15 protein-coding genes are annotated in these 17,023 nt (G+C 48.4%); 13 read left to right on the top strand and 2 right to left on the bottom strand.

Features of this window, described 5'->3' with window-relative positions; all coding sequences use genetic code 11:
- Positions 1–27: 27 nt before the first annotated feature.
- On the bottom strand, positions 28–1,305 hold the full coding sequence (locus NP589_RS12330) for a DUF2130 domain-containing protein (RefSeq protein WP_256607268.1): 1,278 nt from the start codon (positions 1,303–1,305) through the stop codon (positions 28–30).
- 122 nt (positions 1,306–1,427) lie between these two features.
- A complete protein-coding gene (locus tag NP589_RS12335) occupies positions 1,428–3,020 on the bottom strand; it encodes a SulP family inorganic anion transporter (protein ID WP_256607269.1) in 1,593 nt (530 codons plus the stop codon).
- A gap of 340 nt (positions 3,021–3,360) precedes the next feature.
- Here NP589_RS12335 and pgaB point away from each other — a divergent pair, with 340 nt between their 5' ends.
- The 13 genes from pgaB (at position 3,361) to NP589_RS12400 (ending at position 17,021) form a co-directional block, all read left to right on the top strand.
- Positions 3,361–5,280, top strand: a complete 1,920-nt coding sequence (pgaB, locus tag NP589_RS12340; RefSeq protein WP_256607270.1) for a poly-beta-1,6-N-acetyl-D-glucosamine N-deacetylase PgaB — start codon at positions 3,361–3,363, stop codon at positions 5,278–5,280.
- Between the two features lie 7 nt (positions 5,281–5,287).
- Positions 5,288–6,634 carry a poly-beta-1,6-N-acetyl-D-glucosamine synthase gene (pgaC, locus tag NP589_RS12345; RefSeq protein WP_256607271.1) on the top strand — a complete coding sequence of 449 codons (1,347 nt, stop codon included), beginning with the start codon at positions 5,288–5,290 and terminating at the stop codon, positions 6,632–6,634.
- Entirely contained in the window at positions 6,631–7,068 is a 438-nt protein-coding gene (gene pgaD, locus NP589_RS12350) for a poly-beta-1,6-N-acetyl-D-glucosamine biosynthesis protein PgaD (protein WP_256607272.1), read from the top strand. Before pgaC ends, pgaD begins: the two co-directional genes overlap by 4 nt.
- 78 nt (positions 7,069–7,146) lie before the next feature.
- On the top strand, positions 7,147–7,671 hold the full coding sequence (locus NP589_RS12355; RefSeq protein ID WP_064038330.1) for a glycine cleavage system transcriptional repressor: 525 nt from the start codon (positions 7,147–7,149) through the stop codon (positions 7,669–7,671).
- Positions 7,672–7,675: 4 nt separating this feature from the next.
- Complete coding sequence (locus tag NP589_RS12360; RefSeq protein ID WP_256607273.1) at positions 7,676–8,146, top strand: peroxiredoxin; 471 nt, start codon at positions 7,676–7,678, stop codon at positions 8,144–8,146.
- A 190-nt stretch (positions 8,147–8,336) separates the two neighbouring features.
- On the top strand, positions 8,337–8,576 hold the full coding sequence (locus NP589_RS12365) for an OadG family protein (protein ID WP_256607274.1): 240 nt from the start codon (positions 8,337–8,339) through the stop codon (positions 8,574–8,576).
- Between the two features lie 53 nt (positions 8,577–8,629).
- The gene (gene oadA, locus NP589_RS12370; protein ID WP_256607275.1) at positions 8,630–10,435 is read left to right on the top strand and encodes a sodium-extruding oxaloacetate decarboxylase subunit alpha; all 1,806 of its coding nucleotides are present in this window, start codon (positions 8,630–8,632) and stop codon (positions 10,433–10,435) included.
- A gap of 143 nt (positions 10,436–10,578) precedes the next feature.
- Positions 10,579–11,706: a sodium ion-translocating decarboxylase subunit beta gene (locus tag NP589_RS12375; RefSeq protein WP_064007527.1), complete on the top strand. Its 1,128-nt coding sequence runs from the start codon at positions 10,579–10,581 to the stop codon at positions 11,704–11,706.
- A gap of 14 nt (positions 11,707–11,720) precedes the next feature.
- Positions 11,721–12,962: a glycosyltransferase gene (locus NP589_RS12380; protein ID WP_256607276.1), complete on the top strand. Its 1,242-nt coding sequence runs from the start codon at positions 11,721–11,723 to the stop codon at positions 12,960–12,962.
- Between the two features lie 29 nt (positions 12,963–12,991).
- Positions 12,992–14,062, top strand: a complete 1,071-nt coding sequence (locus NP589_RS12385; RefSeq protein WP_256607277.1) for a glycosyltransferase — start codon at positions 12,992–12,994, stop codon at positions 14,060–14,062.
- The gene (locus tag NP589_RS12390; protein ID WP_256607278.1) at positions 14,062–14,937 is read left to right on the top strand and encodes a glycosyltransferase family 2 protein; all 876 of its coding nucleotides are present in this window, start codon (positions 14,062–14,064) and stop codon (positions 14,935–14,937) included. Before NP589_RS12385 ends, NP589_RS12390 begins: the two co-directional genes overlap by 1 nt.
- Positions 14,938–15,013: 76 nt before the next feature.
- Entirely contained in the window at positions 15,014–16,303 is a 1,290-nt protein-coding gene (locus NP589_RS12395; RefSeq protein ID WP_256607279.1) for a lipopolysaccharide biosynthesis protein, read from the top strand.
- Positions 16,290–17,021, top strand: a complete 732-nt coding sequence (locus NP589_RS12400) for a hypothetical protein (RefSeq protein WP_256607280.1) — start codon at positions 16,290–16,292, stop codon at positions 17,019–17,021. Before NP589_RS12395 ends, NP589_RS12400 begins: the two co-directional genes overlap by 14 nt.
- Positions 17,022–17,023 lie beyond the last annotated feature (2 nt).

Raw genomic sequence — 17,023 nt, forward strand, 5'->3', positions numbered from 1 at the left:
ATCAGTCTGGAGTAGACAAACATTCGATCAATCATCATCCATCCCCAAAGCCCGCATTTCCAAACCCTCGATCTCCTGCAAAGACTTGCCGGCGATGCCTTGCAAGTCGCCGTACATGCCGACCGTGGCGTTCATCACCCGCTCGATCTGCGCTTCGCGTTTGGCCCATTGTTTGAGGATGGCTTTGCGCTCCTTGTCGAGGTCTTCCTGCATGGTAGAGAAGGCTTCGACGATGGCTTCCACCCGGTGGCGAAAGCGCGGGCCGGTCAGGTATTGGTAGACCATCTCGGTCTTGCCGTGCTGGCCTTCGGCGGCGAGGCGGGCCATACCGACTTCCAGCAGTGTGTGGCGCAACACGGTGGCGACCGGCAGGGCTGCGCGCGGGGCGGTGACCCAGATGCCGTCGACCACTTCAAAGCTTTCAACGCCTTTGGGTAGGGCGTGGCTGACCAGTACGGCGATGTCGGCTTTGGCGTTGCGTTGGTCTTCGCGCAGTTTCACCAGCCAGCCGTCGCTCCAGTTTTTGGTGCGCTTGGCTTCCCAGAGGATACTGCCGGCGGACTGGCCGGAGCCGCCGACTACGTGTTGCAATAGGTCGCCGCCGAATTCTCCCTTGGCGACCGGTTCGATAGTGTCGAACGGAAACTTGGCGCGCAGCAGGTTTTCCAGTTCCAGTTCCTGCACTTCGCCTTGAAGTTGCTGCGAGCCTTGTTCGGCTTTTTGTTTCAGTTCTTCGATTTTTTTCTGCATGGCGGCGATGGTCTGGTCTTTTTCCATCACCCGCAGTTTCAGACCTTCCTCGGCTTCGCGTTTGGCTTGGTTGCGCACTTCGTTGAGATTGGTCTGCACGCGTTTTTCGATGGTCAGTTCCAGCTCGCGCTTGGCGTCGTCCAGTTCGCGTTGTTTCTTGATCAACTCGGCTTGGGCTTGTTGAGCTTCGGCGAGTTTAGCATCGCGGACTTTCAATACTTCGTTCAGTTCGGCCAACTCCCGGCTTTTGTGCGCCAGTTCGGCGGCGGCAGCCTGTTTGGCTTTGCGGGTTTCTTCCTCGATGACGCGCTGGCGTTCGGCTTGCAGTTGTTTGGCGACTTGCTGCGCGACTTGATCGTCCAGGCCGCGTTTGGCCTCGGCCAATTGTTTTTCCTGGTCCTTGATGCCTTGTTCGCGCAGGGCGATGGCCTGGTCTTTTTGCTGTAACTGCTGCTCGAATTGTTTGCGGGTGGCGGCGAGTAACGGCGCGGCTAGCGATTCGGTCAACGGTACTTGCGTGCTGCAATTGGGGCAGATGATGGTGGCTTCGGTCATGTTGGGTGGTTTTTAGATATTAAAGATGGGTAGGTATTTGCTTTAGACGCGCTCTTGCCACGCTAATCCCGGCAATTTGTGCCGGGATTAGGTTTTGATATTACTGTAACGTAAGCCTTTTGTTATCTGCGCTGTCTAGCGGCTAAAGCATGGTCGCCCAGGGCTTCCAGATCGGCCAAACCCTGGATTTCGCAACGGCCGCCGCGAGCGATGTAGTCTTCCTGGTAATGGGCGATAAACTCCATCACGGTGTGGTCGATCAAGTCGGCGGCGCTTAAATCGAAGATCACGGTTTGGCCGTCGGCCAAGCTGGCGACCTGGCTTTTTAATGCCAGAAAGTTGGAGAACAAAGCCGCGCCACTGACTTTGATTATCCAACTGTTCGGGCCGTTGGCTTGTAGTTTATAAGAAATGGATAGCAAGTTGCCCAGGGATACGCCGCGACCGATATGCAGCAGCAGTTTTGCGGCGATGCCGATCAGCACGCCGATCAACAAATTGCTGGCCAGTATCGCCAAGATGGTAATCACGAACAAAGCCAGCTGTTCCTTGCCCAAGTCCATGCTTTTGGCAAAGGCTTGCGGCGAGGCCAGTCTAAAGCCGGTATAAACCAGTAGCGCGGCCAGCGAGGCCAGCGGTATCGTCGAGATCAAATCCGGAAACAGCACCACAAACAGCAAGACGAAGCCGCCGTGAAAGAAATTGGCCCAGCTGCTGCGGCCGCCGGCGTCGATGTTGGCCGAGCTGCGGACGATTTCTGCAATCATCGGCAAGCCGCCTATCATGCCGGACACCACGTTGCCGATGCCGACCGCGCGCAGTTCCTTATTCAAATCGGAGTAGCGTTTTTTTGGATCGAGTTTATCGACAGCGGCGGCGCTGAGCAGGCTCTCCAGACTACCGACCAGGCAGATCGACACCACGCTTTCCCAAAAAGCAAACGTGGTCAGTTTGCCGAAATCCGGCAGATAAAAACTAGCCAGCAGGCTGTCCGGGAACGTCACTAGAAAGTGCGGGGCAAACAGGATGTCCTTGGGGACGATGAATGCTTCGCCCGGTTGCAATCGATCCAGCTGGAATAGATGGCCGAGCAGGATGCCGGAGGCGATGACGATAATCGGCGCCGGAATCTTGCGCAGTAAGGGCTGTTGAATCTGCGGCCAGCCGATCAGAACCACGATGCCGGCCAGTGCGATCAAGCCGATTTGCGGCATAAAGTAAATCAGGCTGTGTGGTAAAGCCGAGATACCGGACAGGATGCTGGTGCCTTGACTTTGTACCCCGGCCATCACCGGCAACTGTTTGCTGATGATGATAATGCCAATCGCCGCCAGCATGCCGTGTACTACGGAGGCTGGGAAAAATGCCGCCAGCCGGCCGGCTTTGAAATAACCCAGCACGGTTTGCAAGGCGCCGGCCATGACGATTGCCGCCAAAGTATAGCGATAACCGGCCAGCGCATCGCCTTCGCCCAAGGTTTGCACCGAGGTCAAAATCACCACTATCAAACCGGCTGCCGGGCCGGTGATGGTCAGTTGCGCGCCGCCGATGCGCGACACCAGCAAGCCGCCGACGATGGCGGAAATGATGCCGGCCATGGGCGGAAATCCCGAGGCTACAGCGATCCCCAGGCACAGAGGCAAGGCAATCAGGAATACCAAAAAGCCGGCAGTCAGGTCTTGCCGCCAATGATTTGCTAACGAGAGTTTTTGCATGAATTCTCCAGGGAATTTGTGCTGGCCCGCCATATGCCGAATCAATCGGTTGGCGGATTGGATAAGGTTTTTTACTCAATCATAACCAGTTTTTTCCGAACATTATGAAGTTTGTGGGGCGGATGCCGTTCGAGCTTTTTGTTATGGGCATGGCTAAACTGGAGTTGACGGCCTTTGTCGCAGGCTGAGTTTTAAAGTTTGAATATGCCTGCGACAGTGCGTCGCACGGACAAATAAAACGGGCCAAGCCTTATGATTCGGGTAAAATGCGCCGTCCAATTCTGGTCTTTTTTAACACTGAGAACCAGCTGTTTCCAGTCTATTTTCCCGCTTTAAATTAATGAATATGCACATTGTTGCTCGTGTAATTTTTGTCTTTTTCTGTCTGTTTACCGGGCCCTTGCTGGCTGCCGATTCGGGTAACTCCAGCTTTCTGGTATTGAATTATCACGACATTCTGGAAGAAGAAGAGCGGGTGCCGCCATTTGATCGAATCGCGGTCAACAAAGATCATCTTGCCGATCATTTCGCCTGGTTGAAGCAGAACAACTATCACGTTATCAGCGTCCAGGATTTGCTGGATTGCATGAAGGGCGACAAAGTATTACCCACCAAGGCCGTGATGTTGACCTTTGATGACGGTTACCTGAGTTTTTATACCCGGGCCATGCCCTTGCTGAAAAAGTACAAGTATCCGGCCACTTTGGCGGTAGTCGGTTCGTGGCTCGAGCAGCAAAATGTTCCGGGCGTAAAACCGTTAATGACTCCTGCACAGATTCGTGAAGTGGCGGAAACCGGTCTGGTCGAGATTGCGTCGCACACCTATGATTTACATCATGGCATCGTCGCCAATCCGCAAGGCAATCAGCAAAGCGCGGTGACTTCGCGTTTATACAGCAACGAATACGACGAATACGAGAAAGACGAGGACTATCGCAAACGGATTTTCCAGGAAGTGGATAAAAGCTCCGAGCGTTTGTTTCAGATTTTGGGCAAGCGGCCGCGGGTTATGGTGTGGCCTTACGGCGAATTTAACGCCATTGCGCTGGAAGCGACCAAATTAGCTGGCATGCGTCTGACCATGGGGCTGAATGACGGCGCCAATACGTTGGCTGATGCGTATGTGATGAAGCGGATGATGATCACTGATGATGTCAATGCCAAACAATTCGGCGAGATCGTCAAAAATCAGCGGGTCGGTCAAGAGTTGCGAGTCGCGCATGTGGATATGGATTACATCTACGACGATGACGAGGAGCAGACCGAGAAGAATTTGGCCCTGGTGGTAGAGCGAATTAAAGCCAGTGGCGCCAATACCGTCTATTTGCAAGCGTATTCCGATCCGGACGGCGACGGCAACGCCGACAAGCTGTATTTCCCCAATCGGCATCTGCCGGTGCGCCGCGACATGTTCAATCATGTGACCTTGCAATTGCGCACGCGGGCAGGGGTCAGAGTGTATGCCTGGATGCCAATCATGGCTTACAAGGCCGATGTGCCGCTGAAGTGGTATGTAAAGGAATGGCGCGGCGGCGAGCCGCAGCTATCCAGACACATCTATACCCGCTTGTCGCCGTTTAACCCGGAAGCACGACAGTTTGTCGGCGAGATATACGAAGACCTGGCCAAACATTGCGACTTTAACGGTATTCTGTTTCACGACGACGGGATTTTGTCGGATTACGAGGACGTCTCGCCGCTGGCGATGGAGTTTAGCCGCAATGTCTGGGGCATGCCGGCCGAGTTCGACACCATTCATGCGTCCAGTGAATTACGCATGCGCTGGGCGCAGCATAAAACCGAGTTGATCGGTCAGTTCACCGATTATTTGGCCGACAAGGTCCGGTTCTATCGGCCTTATATCAAAACGGCCCGTAATTTTTACTCCTTGCCGCTGTTAAAGCCGTATAGCGAAGAGTGGTATGCGCAGTCTTTCCCGGCGTTTTTAAAGCATTACGACTATGTGGCGGTGGAGGCGATGCCTTTCATGGAAGAGGCTGAAAATCCCAAGCAATGGCTGATCGAGCTAGTGGAAAAGACTGCGCAATATCCTGACGGTCTGGACAAGATGGTGTTTGAATTGCAGGCGGTTAATTGGAAAACCAAGCAGGATATTCCTATGCCTGTGTTTATCGAGCAATTCGAGTTATTGAAAAAGCACGGCGCCAAGCATATCGGCTATTACCCTGATAATGTTTTTAACGACCAGCCGAAGTTGGCGGAGCTGAAAAAATTCTTTCCGGTTTCCAAAAAGGATTAGTCAATAAATGGAGAACTTGATAGACCAAGCTTGGGTACAGCAATTTATCGACTGGTGGTTGATTACCCAGGAAAATTTGCAGGAAGTGCCATGGTGGCAATTCAACGAATGGCTTTCACGCTTCGTGTTCTATTACCCTCTGCTCATGGCCTATGTCTGGATGCTCGGCGGCATGATTTACTATATCCGTTGGGAACGCAATCGCGGCAATGTCTTGTCCGATCTGCCGGCGTTAGCCGAATATCCACCCGTGTCTATCCTGATCCCTTGTTATAACGAGGGTGAGAATGTCCGGGAAACCATCGAATACTTGTTGCATCAGCAATATCCCAATTTCGAAATCATCGCGATTAATGACGGTAGCAAGGACAACACGCTGGAGATACTGCACGAGTTGGCCGACCAGCACCCGCAAATTCGGGTGGTCAATTTGGCCAGCAATCAAGGCAAGGCGGTGGGATTACGCACCGCAGCATTGTTAGCCAATAGCGAGATATTGATAGGTATCGACGGCGACGCCTTGCTGGCGCCGAATGCCACGGCCTGGATTGTCCGGCATTTTCTGGAAGATCCGCATGTCGGCGCGGTAACAGGCAATCCGCGTATCCGCAACCGTTCTACCTTGTTGGGCAAAATTCAGGTGGGGGAGTTTTCCGCCATCGTCGGCATGATCAAGCGTGCGCAGCGTTCATACGGCCATGTGTTTACTATTTCCGGGGTCATCGCTGGCTTCAGGAAAACCGCCTTGCACGATGTCGGCTACTGGAGTCCGGATATGGTCACCGAGGACATCGACATCAGCTGGAAGTTGCAGCTGGCCGGCTGGGCGATTCGGTTTGAGCCGAATGCCTTGTGCTGGGTATTGATGCCGGAGACGCTCAATGGTTTGTGGAAACAGCGCAGCCGCTGGGCGCAGGGCGGTGTCGAGGTCTTGCTACGTTATTTCCGGCCACTGTTTAGCTGGCGTTCCCGTGGCATGTGGCCGCTCTATCTGGAATGCTGCATCAGTTTAGCCTGGGCGTTTTTGGTGGTGGCGATGCTGGCTATGGTGCCGTTCGAGTGGTTTAGCAACGAACCTAGGGAGGCTCTGGAGGATTTGTCGCCGCATTGGACCAGCATGTTGTTATGCGTCACCTGTTTGATTCAATTCGCGGTCAGTTTGACCATCGATTCCAGTTACGAACGCAAGAGCGGCGGCTCTGCCCAGCATTATTACTGGATGATCTGGTATCCGATTATCTACTGGCTGATCAACGTCGGCACTACGATTAACGGCTGCATCAAGGCTTTGCGTAAAAAGCGCGGTCAGCGCGCGGTGTGGGTGACTTTAGACCGAGGCTTGAGGCAAAAATGAAAGACATCATCATCAACCAGCCGCATCTACAAAGTTTCCAGCAAAAATGCGGTTCGGCGTTTATGTCGGTATTAAGTTGGGTGCTTTGGCTGTACTTTTTATGGCCCTTGTTTACGCTCGGTGCCTGGCTGATGGGCTTGAAAAACTTGTCCGACGAGATTCGCTGGTTCGGCGGTTATAAAACGCTGTTGGAGTTGTTGCAGTTGTACGGTGAGATCGTGGTGATCATTGCCGGCATTTGGTTGTTTTGGACTTTGTATTTGTCCTGGCTACATTCCAGCGTTGCCCCGAAGCGTACCGCGCCCGTGACGGATCAGCAGTTGGCTGTGGCGTTTAAAGTCGATGAGACCCTGGTATCGGCGGCGCGAGCCAGAAAGAAAATAACAGTTCATTTCGATAATCACGCGGTGATTACCGATATAGAATCGCAATAGTCCGGATTGCTTGGTCGCGGTTCTGCTTTTCGCAGTGTTGGTGTTACACTGCGCTAGGCGTATTCAAGGACTTATTTTATGCAACTTGCAATCACAGTGTTGGGCAACAAGTCCAACGGTTTTATCGCGGAAATCCTGTCGGCGCTGAGTGCCTGTCAATGCAGTGTAGTGGAGCTGCGCACGTCCAATCTGACTCAAATCACTGCGGCTTACGTGCTGATCGCCGGCAATTGGAATCATATTGCCAAGCTGGAAGGCATGCTGGAAGCGATAAAAATTCGCTTTGAAATTCAGATGAGTTTTTTACGGCCGGATGAAATGCCGCCGGTATTGGAGGGGGTTCCTTATACTTTGGAAACCATTTCCATGGATAAGAACGACGTGTTGTTCGCGGTCACATCGTTTTTGTTGGACAGAGGCATTTGTATCGAAGAAGTCACGGCCAGCCGCCATCAAGCGGCATTTTTTAACACACCGGTGTTTTCCACAAAATATGTATTGCTGGTGCCGCCGGAAGTACGAATTTTATCGCTGCGTGAAGAGTTTCTGGATTTTTGCGACAGCTTGAATATCGACGCTATTCTCGAACCCATCAAAAGGTGATCTGATGACTTTAGCCACTCTCGGCTCCGCCGTTCCCGATTTCGAAATTGCCGCTACCGGTGAAAAAACCGTCAAACTGAGCGACTATCGCGGCAAAAAAGTCGTTTTATATTTTTACCCCAAGGACAACACCCCCGGCTGTACCCAGGAAGGTCAAGGCTTTAGGGATAATATCGAACAGTTCAATCAATTAAATGCCGTTATTCTCGGCGTATCGCGTGACAGTGTGAAAATGCACGAAGGCTTTAAATGCAAACAGGAATTTCCGTTCGATTTGTTATCCGACCAGGACGAGAGTCTTTGTAATCTATTCGATGTCATTAAAATGAAAAACATGTACGGCAAGCAAGTACGGGGCATAGAGCGCAGCACTTTCGTCATTGACGAAGACGGCGTGTTGGTCAAGGAATGGCGCAAGGTCCAAGTCAAAACGCACATCGCCGAGGTGTTGGGCTATCTGCAGTCGGCTGCTTAATAAACCGACGCTAGTCCATCTCGATTGGGATTTCTCTTCGCATAGCACAAGCGGCGCAAAACGGCGCTCTAAGAAAGCTGTTTTGCCCTACGCCCGCTAAGGCAATTAAACCCTTCGCCGCGCTCAGGATTGTTTAATCCGGCGGTTTTGGCGATAATGAACTCAGTTTTTAATCATTTGGACGAAACACATGAACGAAATGCTGTCCTCAGGGATTGAGCTGATGTTAATAGGCATGGGTATGGTCTACGCATTTTTAGCCATGTTGATTGTGGCAATCAATGTGATGTCCCAGCTGGTGCGCCGCTATTTTCCGGAAATGCCTGCCAAGTTTTCGGATCAACATGTCGTGGCAGGCAACGATAAAGCGGTGATAGCCGCTATTACCGCCGCAGTACATCAATACCGCAAAAAACATAAGCTCGGATAAGCACACCCACAAGGTAGCAGTACTCGACCCAAAAACGTCATTAGGAGAAAAGAGTGGAAAAGGTAAATAAGCCCCTAGGAATTACTGAGGTGGTATTACGTGACGCCCATCAGTCAATTCTGGCGACCCGGCTACGTATCGAAGACATGCTGCCGATTTGCGGGCAGCTTGATCAAATCGGTTACTGGTCCATCGAGTCATGGGGAGGCGCCACCTTTGATGCCTGCATTCGCTATTTGGGCGAAGATCCTTGGGAACGTTTGCGTCTGTTGAAAAAAGCCATGCCCAACACACCGCAGCAAATGCTGTTCCGGGGGCAAAATATTTTGGGCTACCGGCATTATGCCGACGATGTGGTCGATAAATTTGTCGAGCGTTGCGTGGTCAACGGTATAGACGTATTTCGGATTTTTGATGCGATGAACGATATGCGCAATATCGAACGTGCGATTAAAGCCGTGCTACATACCGATGCCCATGCTCAAGGCACTATTTCTTATACTACCAGCCCGGTGCACACCATCAAGAAATGGGTCGAGCAAGGCAAGCAAATTGAAGACATGGGGGCGCACTCCATCTGCATCAAAGACATGGCTGGACTGTTGACGCCATACGATGCTTATGAACTGATCAGCAAGCTGAAAAAAGCTGTGGCGATTCCGATTCATATGCAATGCCATGCCACTACCGGTTTGAGTGTGGGTACGTATATTAAGGCCATCGAAGCGGGTGTCGATAATCTCGATACCGCCATCTCGTCGCTGAGTATGACCTACGGTCACAGTCCCACCGAAACCATTGTGGCGGCCATGGCCGGCCAAAAGCGCGAAACCGGTCTGGATTTAATCAAGCTGGAAAAAATCGCAGCTTATTTCCGGGAGGTGCGTAAAAAATATGCGCAATTCGAAGGCAGCCTGAAAGGCGTCGATGGCCGGATTTTGGTATCGCAAGTGCCGGGCGGCATGCTCACCAATATGGAAAGCCAGTTAAGAGAGCAGGGCGCTGCTGATCGTTTCGATGCGGTGATGCAGGAAATTCCTTTGGTGCGTAAAGACCTGGGATATATCCCACTGGTCACGCCCACTTCGCAAATTGTCGGCACCCAGGCCGTTTTGAACGTGCTAGCCGGAGAGCGTTACAAAACCATCAGCAAGGAAACGGCAGGCGTATTGAAAGGCGAATACGGCGCTACACCGGCCCCTGTCGATAAGGAATTGCAGGCCCGCGTTCTGAATGGTGCCGAGCCGATTAGTTGCCGGCCTGCGGATTTGCTGGAAGCCGAAATGGACAAACTGGTTGCCGAAGTAAAAGCCAAAGCGGCCGTAGAAGGCGTGAAGCTGGCTGACAGTGTCGAAGAAGATGCGCTTATCGATGGCTTGTTTGCGCAAATAGGCTGGAAATTTATTCAAAACCGCGGTAACCCAGCGGCTTTTGAACCTGTGCCGGGGACTGAGAGTGCGGTAGCGCCTGTGCCCACAGCTGCCCAAAAAACTGGTGTCGCTGAGACTTATACCGTTAATGTCGATGGTAAAAACTATCACGTAGCCGTGGCGCCGGGCGGTGCCGACTTGGTCGTTAAACCGGTTACAGTGCAGTCCGTTTTGGATAGTGGTCCAATGTTGGCAGCGACCGCGCCTATCGTTAGCGGCAGTGGCTTTGTGGAATCGCCGCTGGCCGGTGTGGTGCTTAAAGTCAATGTCAATGTCGGCTCCCACCTCTCCGAAGGCGATGTGGTTTTGATTATGGAAGCGATGAAAATGGAAACCGAGATCCGCGCCAAAGTCGCCGGCATCGTCAGCGCGGTAAACGTCCGTCAGGGCGATTCTGTCGCGGTCGGCGACGTATTAGTCACCTTGTAATAATTCTTATCGTTAAAATGTAGTCTCGGTCTTATAGCTTGGGGCCGAGATCTAAGTAATCCTCTGATCAGCTATTCGCGCCACGCTGCTGGCGGGCGCGGGTATCAGTGATTCTGATCAAACAACCGATTAATACGTACTCCATGGAAAATCTTAGACTGTTGTGGGAAAGCACGGGTATTTATAACGTTACCGGGCCGCAAGTGATTATGATGGCGGTCGGTTTTTTATTGCTGTATCTCGCCATCAAGAAAGGCTTTGAGCCCTTACTGCTATTGCCGATCGGTTTTGGCGCAGTGCTGAGTAATATACCGGTGGCTGGCATGATAGACGAGGGCGGGATCCTCTATTACCTGTATGGCGGTATCAAGGCCGGTATATTTCCGCTATTGATTTTCATGGGCGTCGGCGCGATGACCGATTTCGGACCGATGCTCGCCAATCCCAAAACCTTGTTTCTGGGCGCGGCCGCGCAATTCGGTATTTTTGCGACCCTATTCGGCGCACTGGCCTTGAATGCCGTTCCGGGCATGGATTTTACGCTGAAACAGGCGGCGGCCATTGCCATTATCGGCGGTGCCGACGGTCCGACAGCGATCTATGTGGCGTCCAAATTGGCCCCTGAATTGTTAGGCGCAATTGCTGTGGCGGCATACTCCTACATGGCATTGGTGCCATTGATCCAGCCGCCCATTATGCGTGCATTGACCAGTGAACAAGAGCGCAGAATTGAAATGCAACAGCTCAGAGTAGTCAGCAAGGCGGAAAAAATCGTGTTCCCGCTAATGTTACTGGTTTTAACCGCCATGCTGCTGCCGTCGGCGGCACCGCTGGTCGGCATGTTTTGCTTGGGAAATCTGATGAATGCCAGCGGCGTGGTGGACAGGCTAAGCAAAACCGCGCAAAACGAATTGATTAATATCGTCACCATCTTCCTGGGCTTGTCGGTTGGCTCCAAACTGAGTGCCGAGGCGTTTTTGAAAATGGAAACGCTGGGTATTTTGGGTTTGGGTGCCGTGGCGTTTTCTATTGGTACGGCTAGTGGCGTAATCATGGCAAAAATTATGAATCGTTTTAGCAGTACGCCGATCAATCCTTTGATTGGTGCCGCTGGTGTTTCCGCTGTGCCTATGGCAGCCAGGGTAGCCAATAAAATCGGTTTGGAAAGCAACCCGCATAACTTCCTGTTAATGCATGCGATGGGACCGAACGTAGCCGGTGTGATCGGCTCGGCAGTCGCGGCGGGCGTGTTGTTGAGTTTGGTGCGTTAATACCAAGACCCATTATGAGTGCTCAGTCAGCCAAGGATACGCCGATCAAGGTGCTTTGGCTGACGTCAAGTTATCCTCGCAGTAAAGACGACAGCGCTTCGGTTTTCTTGCGCTATTTAGCGGAAGCACTGGTAAATCAGAAAGTTAGTCTTTGTATACTTTCTCCGGATCATCCGGAAGTCCAGGCAACTAAGCAACCTGACGGTATAGTCTGTCGCCATTTTCGCTATTTTTGGCCGCGTAAGCTACAAATCTTGGCTTACGGTTCAGGGATTTTGCCCAACTTGCGGGCCGCGCCGTGGCTGTTATTCCAGGTGCCTTTTTTCATTCTGTCTATGTTTATTGCTGCGGCCTGGACTATGGTTGTCCAGCGGCCGTCATTGATACACGCACATTGGATTTTTCCGCAAGGTACGATAGCGGTATTGCTAGGCAAGCTGCTCAGAGTCCCTGTGTTGGTGACCGCCCATGGCGGTGACGCCTTTGCGTTACGAGGTAGCTTTTTAGGGGCTATCAAGCGCTGGACCATAAAGCATTGCGCAGCTTGGACCAGTAACACCAATGCCACTGCCGATGCCGTAGGCCCGGATTTGCCCAAGCCGCATATCATTCCGATGGGCATAGACTATGAAAAATTTGCTGCCGGCAATGCTGAAGCCGTTCTCAAGCCAAACAATCAGCAAAAAACAATTCTATTATTTGTCGGGCGCTTGGTTGAAAAAAAAGGCGTAGCCGATCTGATAGCGGCTGTATCTGGTTTGCCTAACGATCTACTTGGCAGAGTGGAGTTATGGATTATTGGTGATGGAGCCTTACGTAATAAGCTGCGAGCGCTGGCGGTTGAATATAAAATTGACGAACAAGTAGTTTTTTACGGTAAGTTACCAAACATTAGTTTGCCTGATTATTATGCAGCCGCCGACATTTTTATTGCCCCTTCTATTGTCGACGCACAGGGAGATACGGAAGGGCAGGGCGTGATTTTACTGGAAGCGATGGCTAGTGGTTCTGCTGTGATAAGTACCCGTACGGGTGGGATTGCCGAAATAATAGAGCATGGAAAAACTGGTTTATTGGTTGAACCTAAACAAGTAAAGTCGCTTTCAGATGCTATCAAGCAGTTATTATTGGATGAGTCATTAAGGCAAGGACAGTGTGCATTGGGTAAGCTGGCGGCAGAATCTTATGATTGGAAAGAGATTGCTAGGAAGTTTATAGATATTTATAACCGACAATCGTGCAGTACTATGCGGTAGGTAATTCGCCCACTTAATCGTTTGATGTAATGAACATCTACTTTCTGTGTAAGCGCTATTACACTAACAAAGATCTTATCAATGATCGCTTTGGACGGCTTTACCATTTGCCGGCGCAATTGATGACTCATGGTGACAATATTGTTGTTGATGCCATCGACTATCGAAATCGCACAGAAATAAACGTTGACGAAGCAGGTGTTTCTTTTCATACCATCCCCGTAACGCCAACTAAAATACCTCTATTCCTATGGGATGCTTACCGTAATGCTTGTATTGCCAAACCTGATGTTCTCATCGCTAGTGGCGACATTTACATCGGCTATTTAGGGCTTTGGATAGCTAGAAGACTGGGAGTGCGGTTTGTCTACGATGTGTATGATTATTACCCAGCTTTCCGGATTAATCGGTTTAAGGGACTAGCGTGGCTGTTTGATCATACGGTTAAGAACGCCGATTTAGTTTTATGTGCCAGCCAGCCTCTATTACAAAAAGTTCTTACCGGACTTAACCAAAATGCTTTATTAATTGAAAACGGAGTTGATACGGCCTTATTCAATAAAGGCGATCGCTATCTGTCCAGAAAAGATATTAAGCTACCGGCTGATATTCCATTGGTTGGTTATTTCGGTTCAATCACGCCATCCCGAGGACCGCTGTTGATCGAAGCCTGTCGAAGGGTCAGATTGGCTGTGCCGAATTTGCGTCTTGTATTGGCCGGACGAATAACGGATGTCTACCTTAACGAGCCGTGGATAGACTATTTTGGTGAGTTGGAGCAATCTGACATACCAAAACTTATTCAAGCTTGTGATGTGGTATGCGTGCCATATGCCGATGACACATTTAATAGTCTGTCCGGTGCATGCAAAATCGCGGAATACCTTGCTTGCGGAAAACCGGTTGTAGCTACACGGGTTTCCAGTCACGAACGGATATTTATTGACGCGCCGTCATCCATCTGCGACCTCAAGCCAGCCAGTATGGCTAAAGCAATTCTCTCGCAGCTTCAGCATCCGGAAATAGTCTCGTTTCCGGAAGAATTGGCTTGGCAAGCAATTGGTCAAAAACTTTATGAAGCTTTGACTAAGCTTGTCTGATGAAAAATCTTTTTATCGTCATTACTGACTTTAACGGTTACGCGCAAACTCAACGTTGTCTGCAGGCATTAGCGGCGAGCCAGTATCGTACGTTCACTGTTTTGTTAGTCGATCACGGCACCACCGACATCACGCGTATTGGTCTGGCTAGGGATTTTCCGGATGTGATTTGCCTCGAAGGTTCATCCGAGCTTTGGTGGACTGGCGCAACTAATTTGGGGATTCGTGCGGCTATAGAGCATGGCGCGGACTATGTCATGTTGCTAAACAACGATTGTTATGTGGCCCCGGATACTGCGGGTCACCTGGTCCAATTGACTGAAGCATACCCCAAAGCCATTATCGCTCCGGTGCAGCGCGATTGGCAAACAGGACAAATAACTTCCATCAGTCCCAGTACTTGCTTTTTGTTGGGGTTTTCTACGATAGCCGGCCCAAAACAATTTAGCGCCGACATGCTTACTAGAGATATTCTCCCTGTCAAGCTAATCGTGGGTGGCAGGGGAACGCTAATTCCGGTTGCAGTGTTTAACAAAATAGGCTTGTTAGATGAAAAACGCTTGCCGCATTATGGTGCCGATCATGATTTTTATTTGCGTGCCGGAAAACAGAAAATTTCCCTTAATGTAGCGCCTCATGTATTCGTGAATATTGATGCTCATAGAACCAGTCAGGCTAGTAATCCAGCTAGGCTTAGTTTATTAGGATTTATGCAATCTTTGACCAGTGTTAGTTCCCATCGCAATATAAGAGATGTTGTTACCTTGTTCGAGATTCACTACCCTTTTTCAGGGTTATACAAACTAGGGGTGGCGCTATATTTTATGCGCTATTTTATTGTATATTTATTTAATAGAGCGCGATGTGTTATTTGATAATTAAAACATTAACTATCATTCGCTATAATTTATTCTTGCGTAAACCGGTGTTAAAGTAATAGCTGGTGCCAAATTGAGAATTATTAAGAAATTTTTATTTGAGTATAAAGAAAGCATTGTTCTAAGGCGCTTTATAAAGTTATTTAGTGTGGATAGCTTTGTTAAAGCTTCAGGAATAATTTTTCTGCCGGTATATCTTCATTTGATGACGCAAGAAGAATATGCTGTATTCAATTATATGTTGTCAGTTATAGGTACTTTTGGACTGGTTCTTAATTTTGGGTTATATGTTTCTCAAATAAAGCTATATCATAGTTTGCGTGGTGAAGAAAGGGCGTCTTTATTGTATACAATTAATGTTGTTTTAATTGTTTTTTTAATAATATTTCTTGCTCCGTTATACTTTTTTGGTTGGGATGATGTTCTTGTTAATAGTTTATTTTCTAAATCTATTGCTTATCATGATTATAGATGGCTAATATTGATTGGCATGATAAGTTCAGTTTACTCATGCATGTTGTTGTATTTTTTTATGGCAGAGGAGCTCGTTGCCGAGCAACAATTATATAACCTATTTCGATTTATAATAGGCACTGGGGTTGGAATCTCTGCAATGTACTGGCTAGCGGGTGATAAGGCTGATATACGTGCAAAAGCATATTTATTCAGTGAAATATTCGCGCTTACATTTTTTTTTCGTTTTTATATTAATGTTGTACGTCCTAAGATGGATGTGGATTTGGCAATAAAAGCTTTAAAAATAGGGTTTCCAATAATGTGTTCGGCTATATTGGGTATTATTGTCAATTTTTCTGATAAATATTTTATTGAAAAATATTGCTCATTGGCTGATTTGTCGATTTACTATTTGTCATTCACTTTAGCAAATATAGTTACTATTATTTTTTCGGCATTCCAAAATGTTTGGCTTCCTTTGTTTTTAAAAGAAAAAGATGTATACCTGAATCTGGCTAAAACGAAAAAAACATTTCTAATCTTAGGTGCGGTATTTGTTATTGTGGCGCTTTTTATATGGTTTGGTTTGTTTGTGGCTATATCCTTTGAAATAATAGATGAAAAATACTCAGGTGTCCTACGGATTTTACCTTATACAATGATTACATGTATTATTTCTGGACTTACCGGGTTATTAATTAATTATGTTATCTACTGGAATGTGACTTTTCTGACTATTTTGTTCGGTGTGCTTGTTGCGTGCATTAGTTTGCCTCTAAATTATTTTGGGTCAAAGTTCTATGGTATTCTAGGAGTTTCGGTTGTTGGGGTGCTTGTAAGCGCAGTGCAGTTTAATTTATATTGTATTTTTATTCTGATCAAGAAGAAACATTATGCGAATATTTAAATATTCGGCTTCGTATTTTCGGTTTGCTTGTTTTTTTTTTATAACGGAAGGTGACTTAAAAATATTATGGTACGCTCTTCGTTATTTTTATCGTTGTTTAAAGTTATACAATAATCCAGCTCATAATTGTATTCTCGATGAAAAGCCTTGGATGTCATTTCCGGTCATTAAATTTTTGGAGAAAATAATAAATAATGACTTTAGGGTATTTGAATACGGATCCGGGGGGAGTACGCTATTTTTTTCTCAAAGAGTAAAGGAGTTGGTGTCTGTTGAGCATGATAGAAATTGGTATCAAGTTGTAAAAGAAATGCTTGCCAATAGAGGTTGTATAAATATTAACTACAAATTAGTTATTCCGACATATACCGATCATTATGATCATGCCTTGGTGTCTATTCCAGATGCTTATATTTCAGCCGATGATAATTCGGTTGGAATGTCTTATGAAGACTATTCTAAAACTATATTAGCATATCCAGATAATTATTTCGATCTGGTTGTTGTTGACGGGCGCTGTAGACCTTCTTGCATGTTTCATTCTCTAAATAAAGTAAAAGTAAACGGTTTTTTATTGTTAGATCAATCGGAGAGAAAATACTATTTAGAGAAAATGGAATCTTATTTTAAAGAAAGTGACTGGTCGAAAGTATCTATTTCTGGACCATTACCATATAGCTTGCATTTTACAAAGGCAACTTTTTTTAAGAAAAAATAAAC

It is taken from the genome of Methylomonas rosea, assembly GCF_024505055.1.
GTDB classification, from domain to species: domain Bacteria; phylum Pseudomonadota; class Gammaproteobacteria; order Methylococcales; family Methylomonadaceae; genus Methylomonas; species Methylomonas rosea.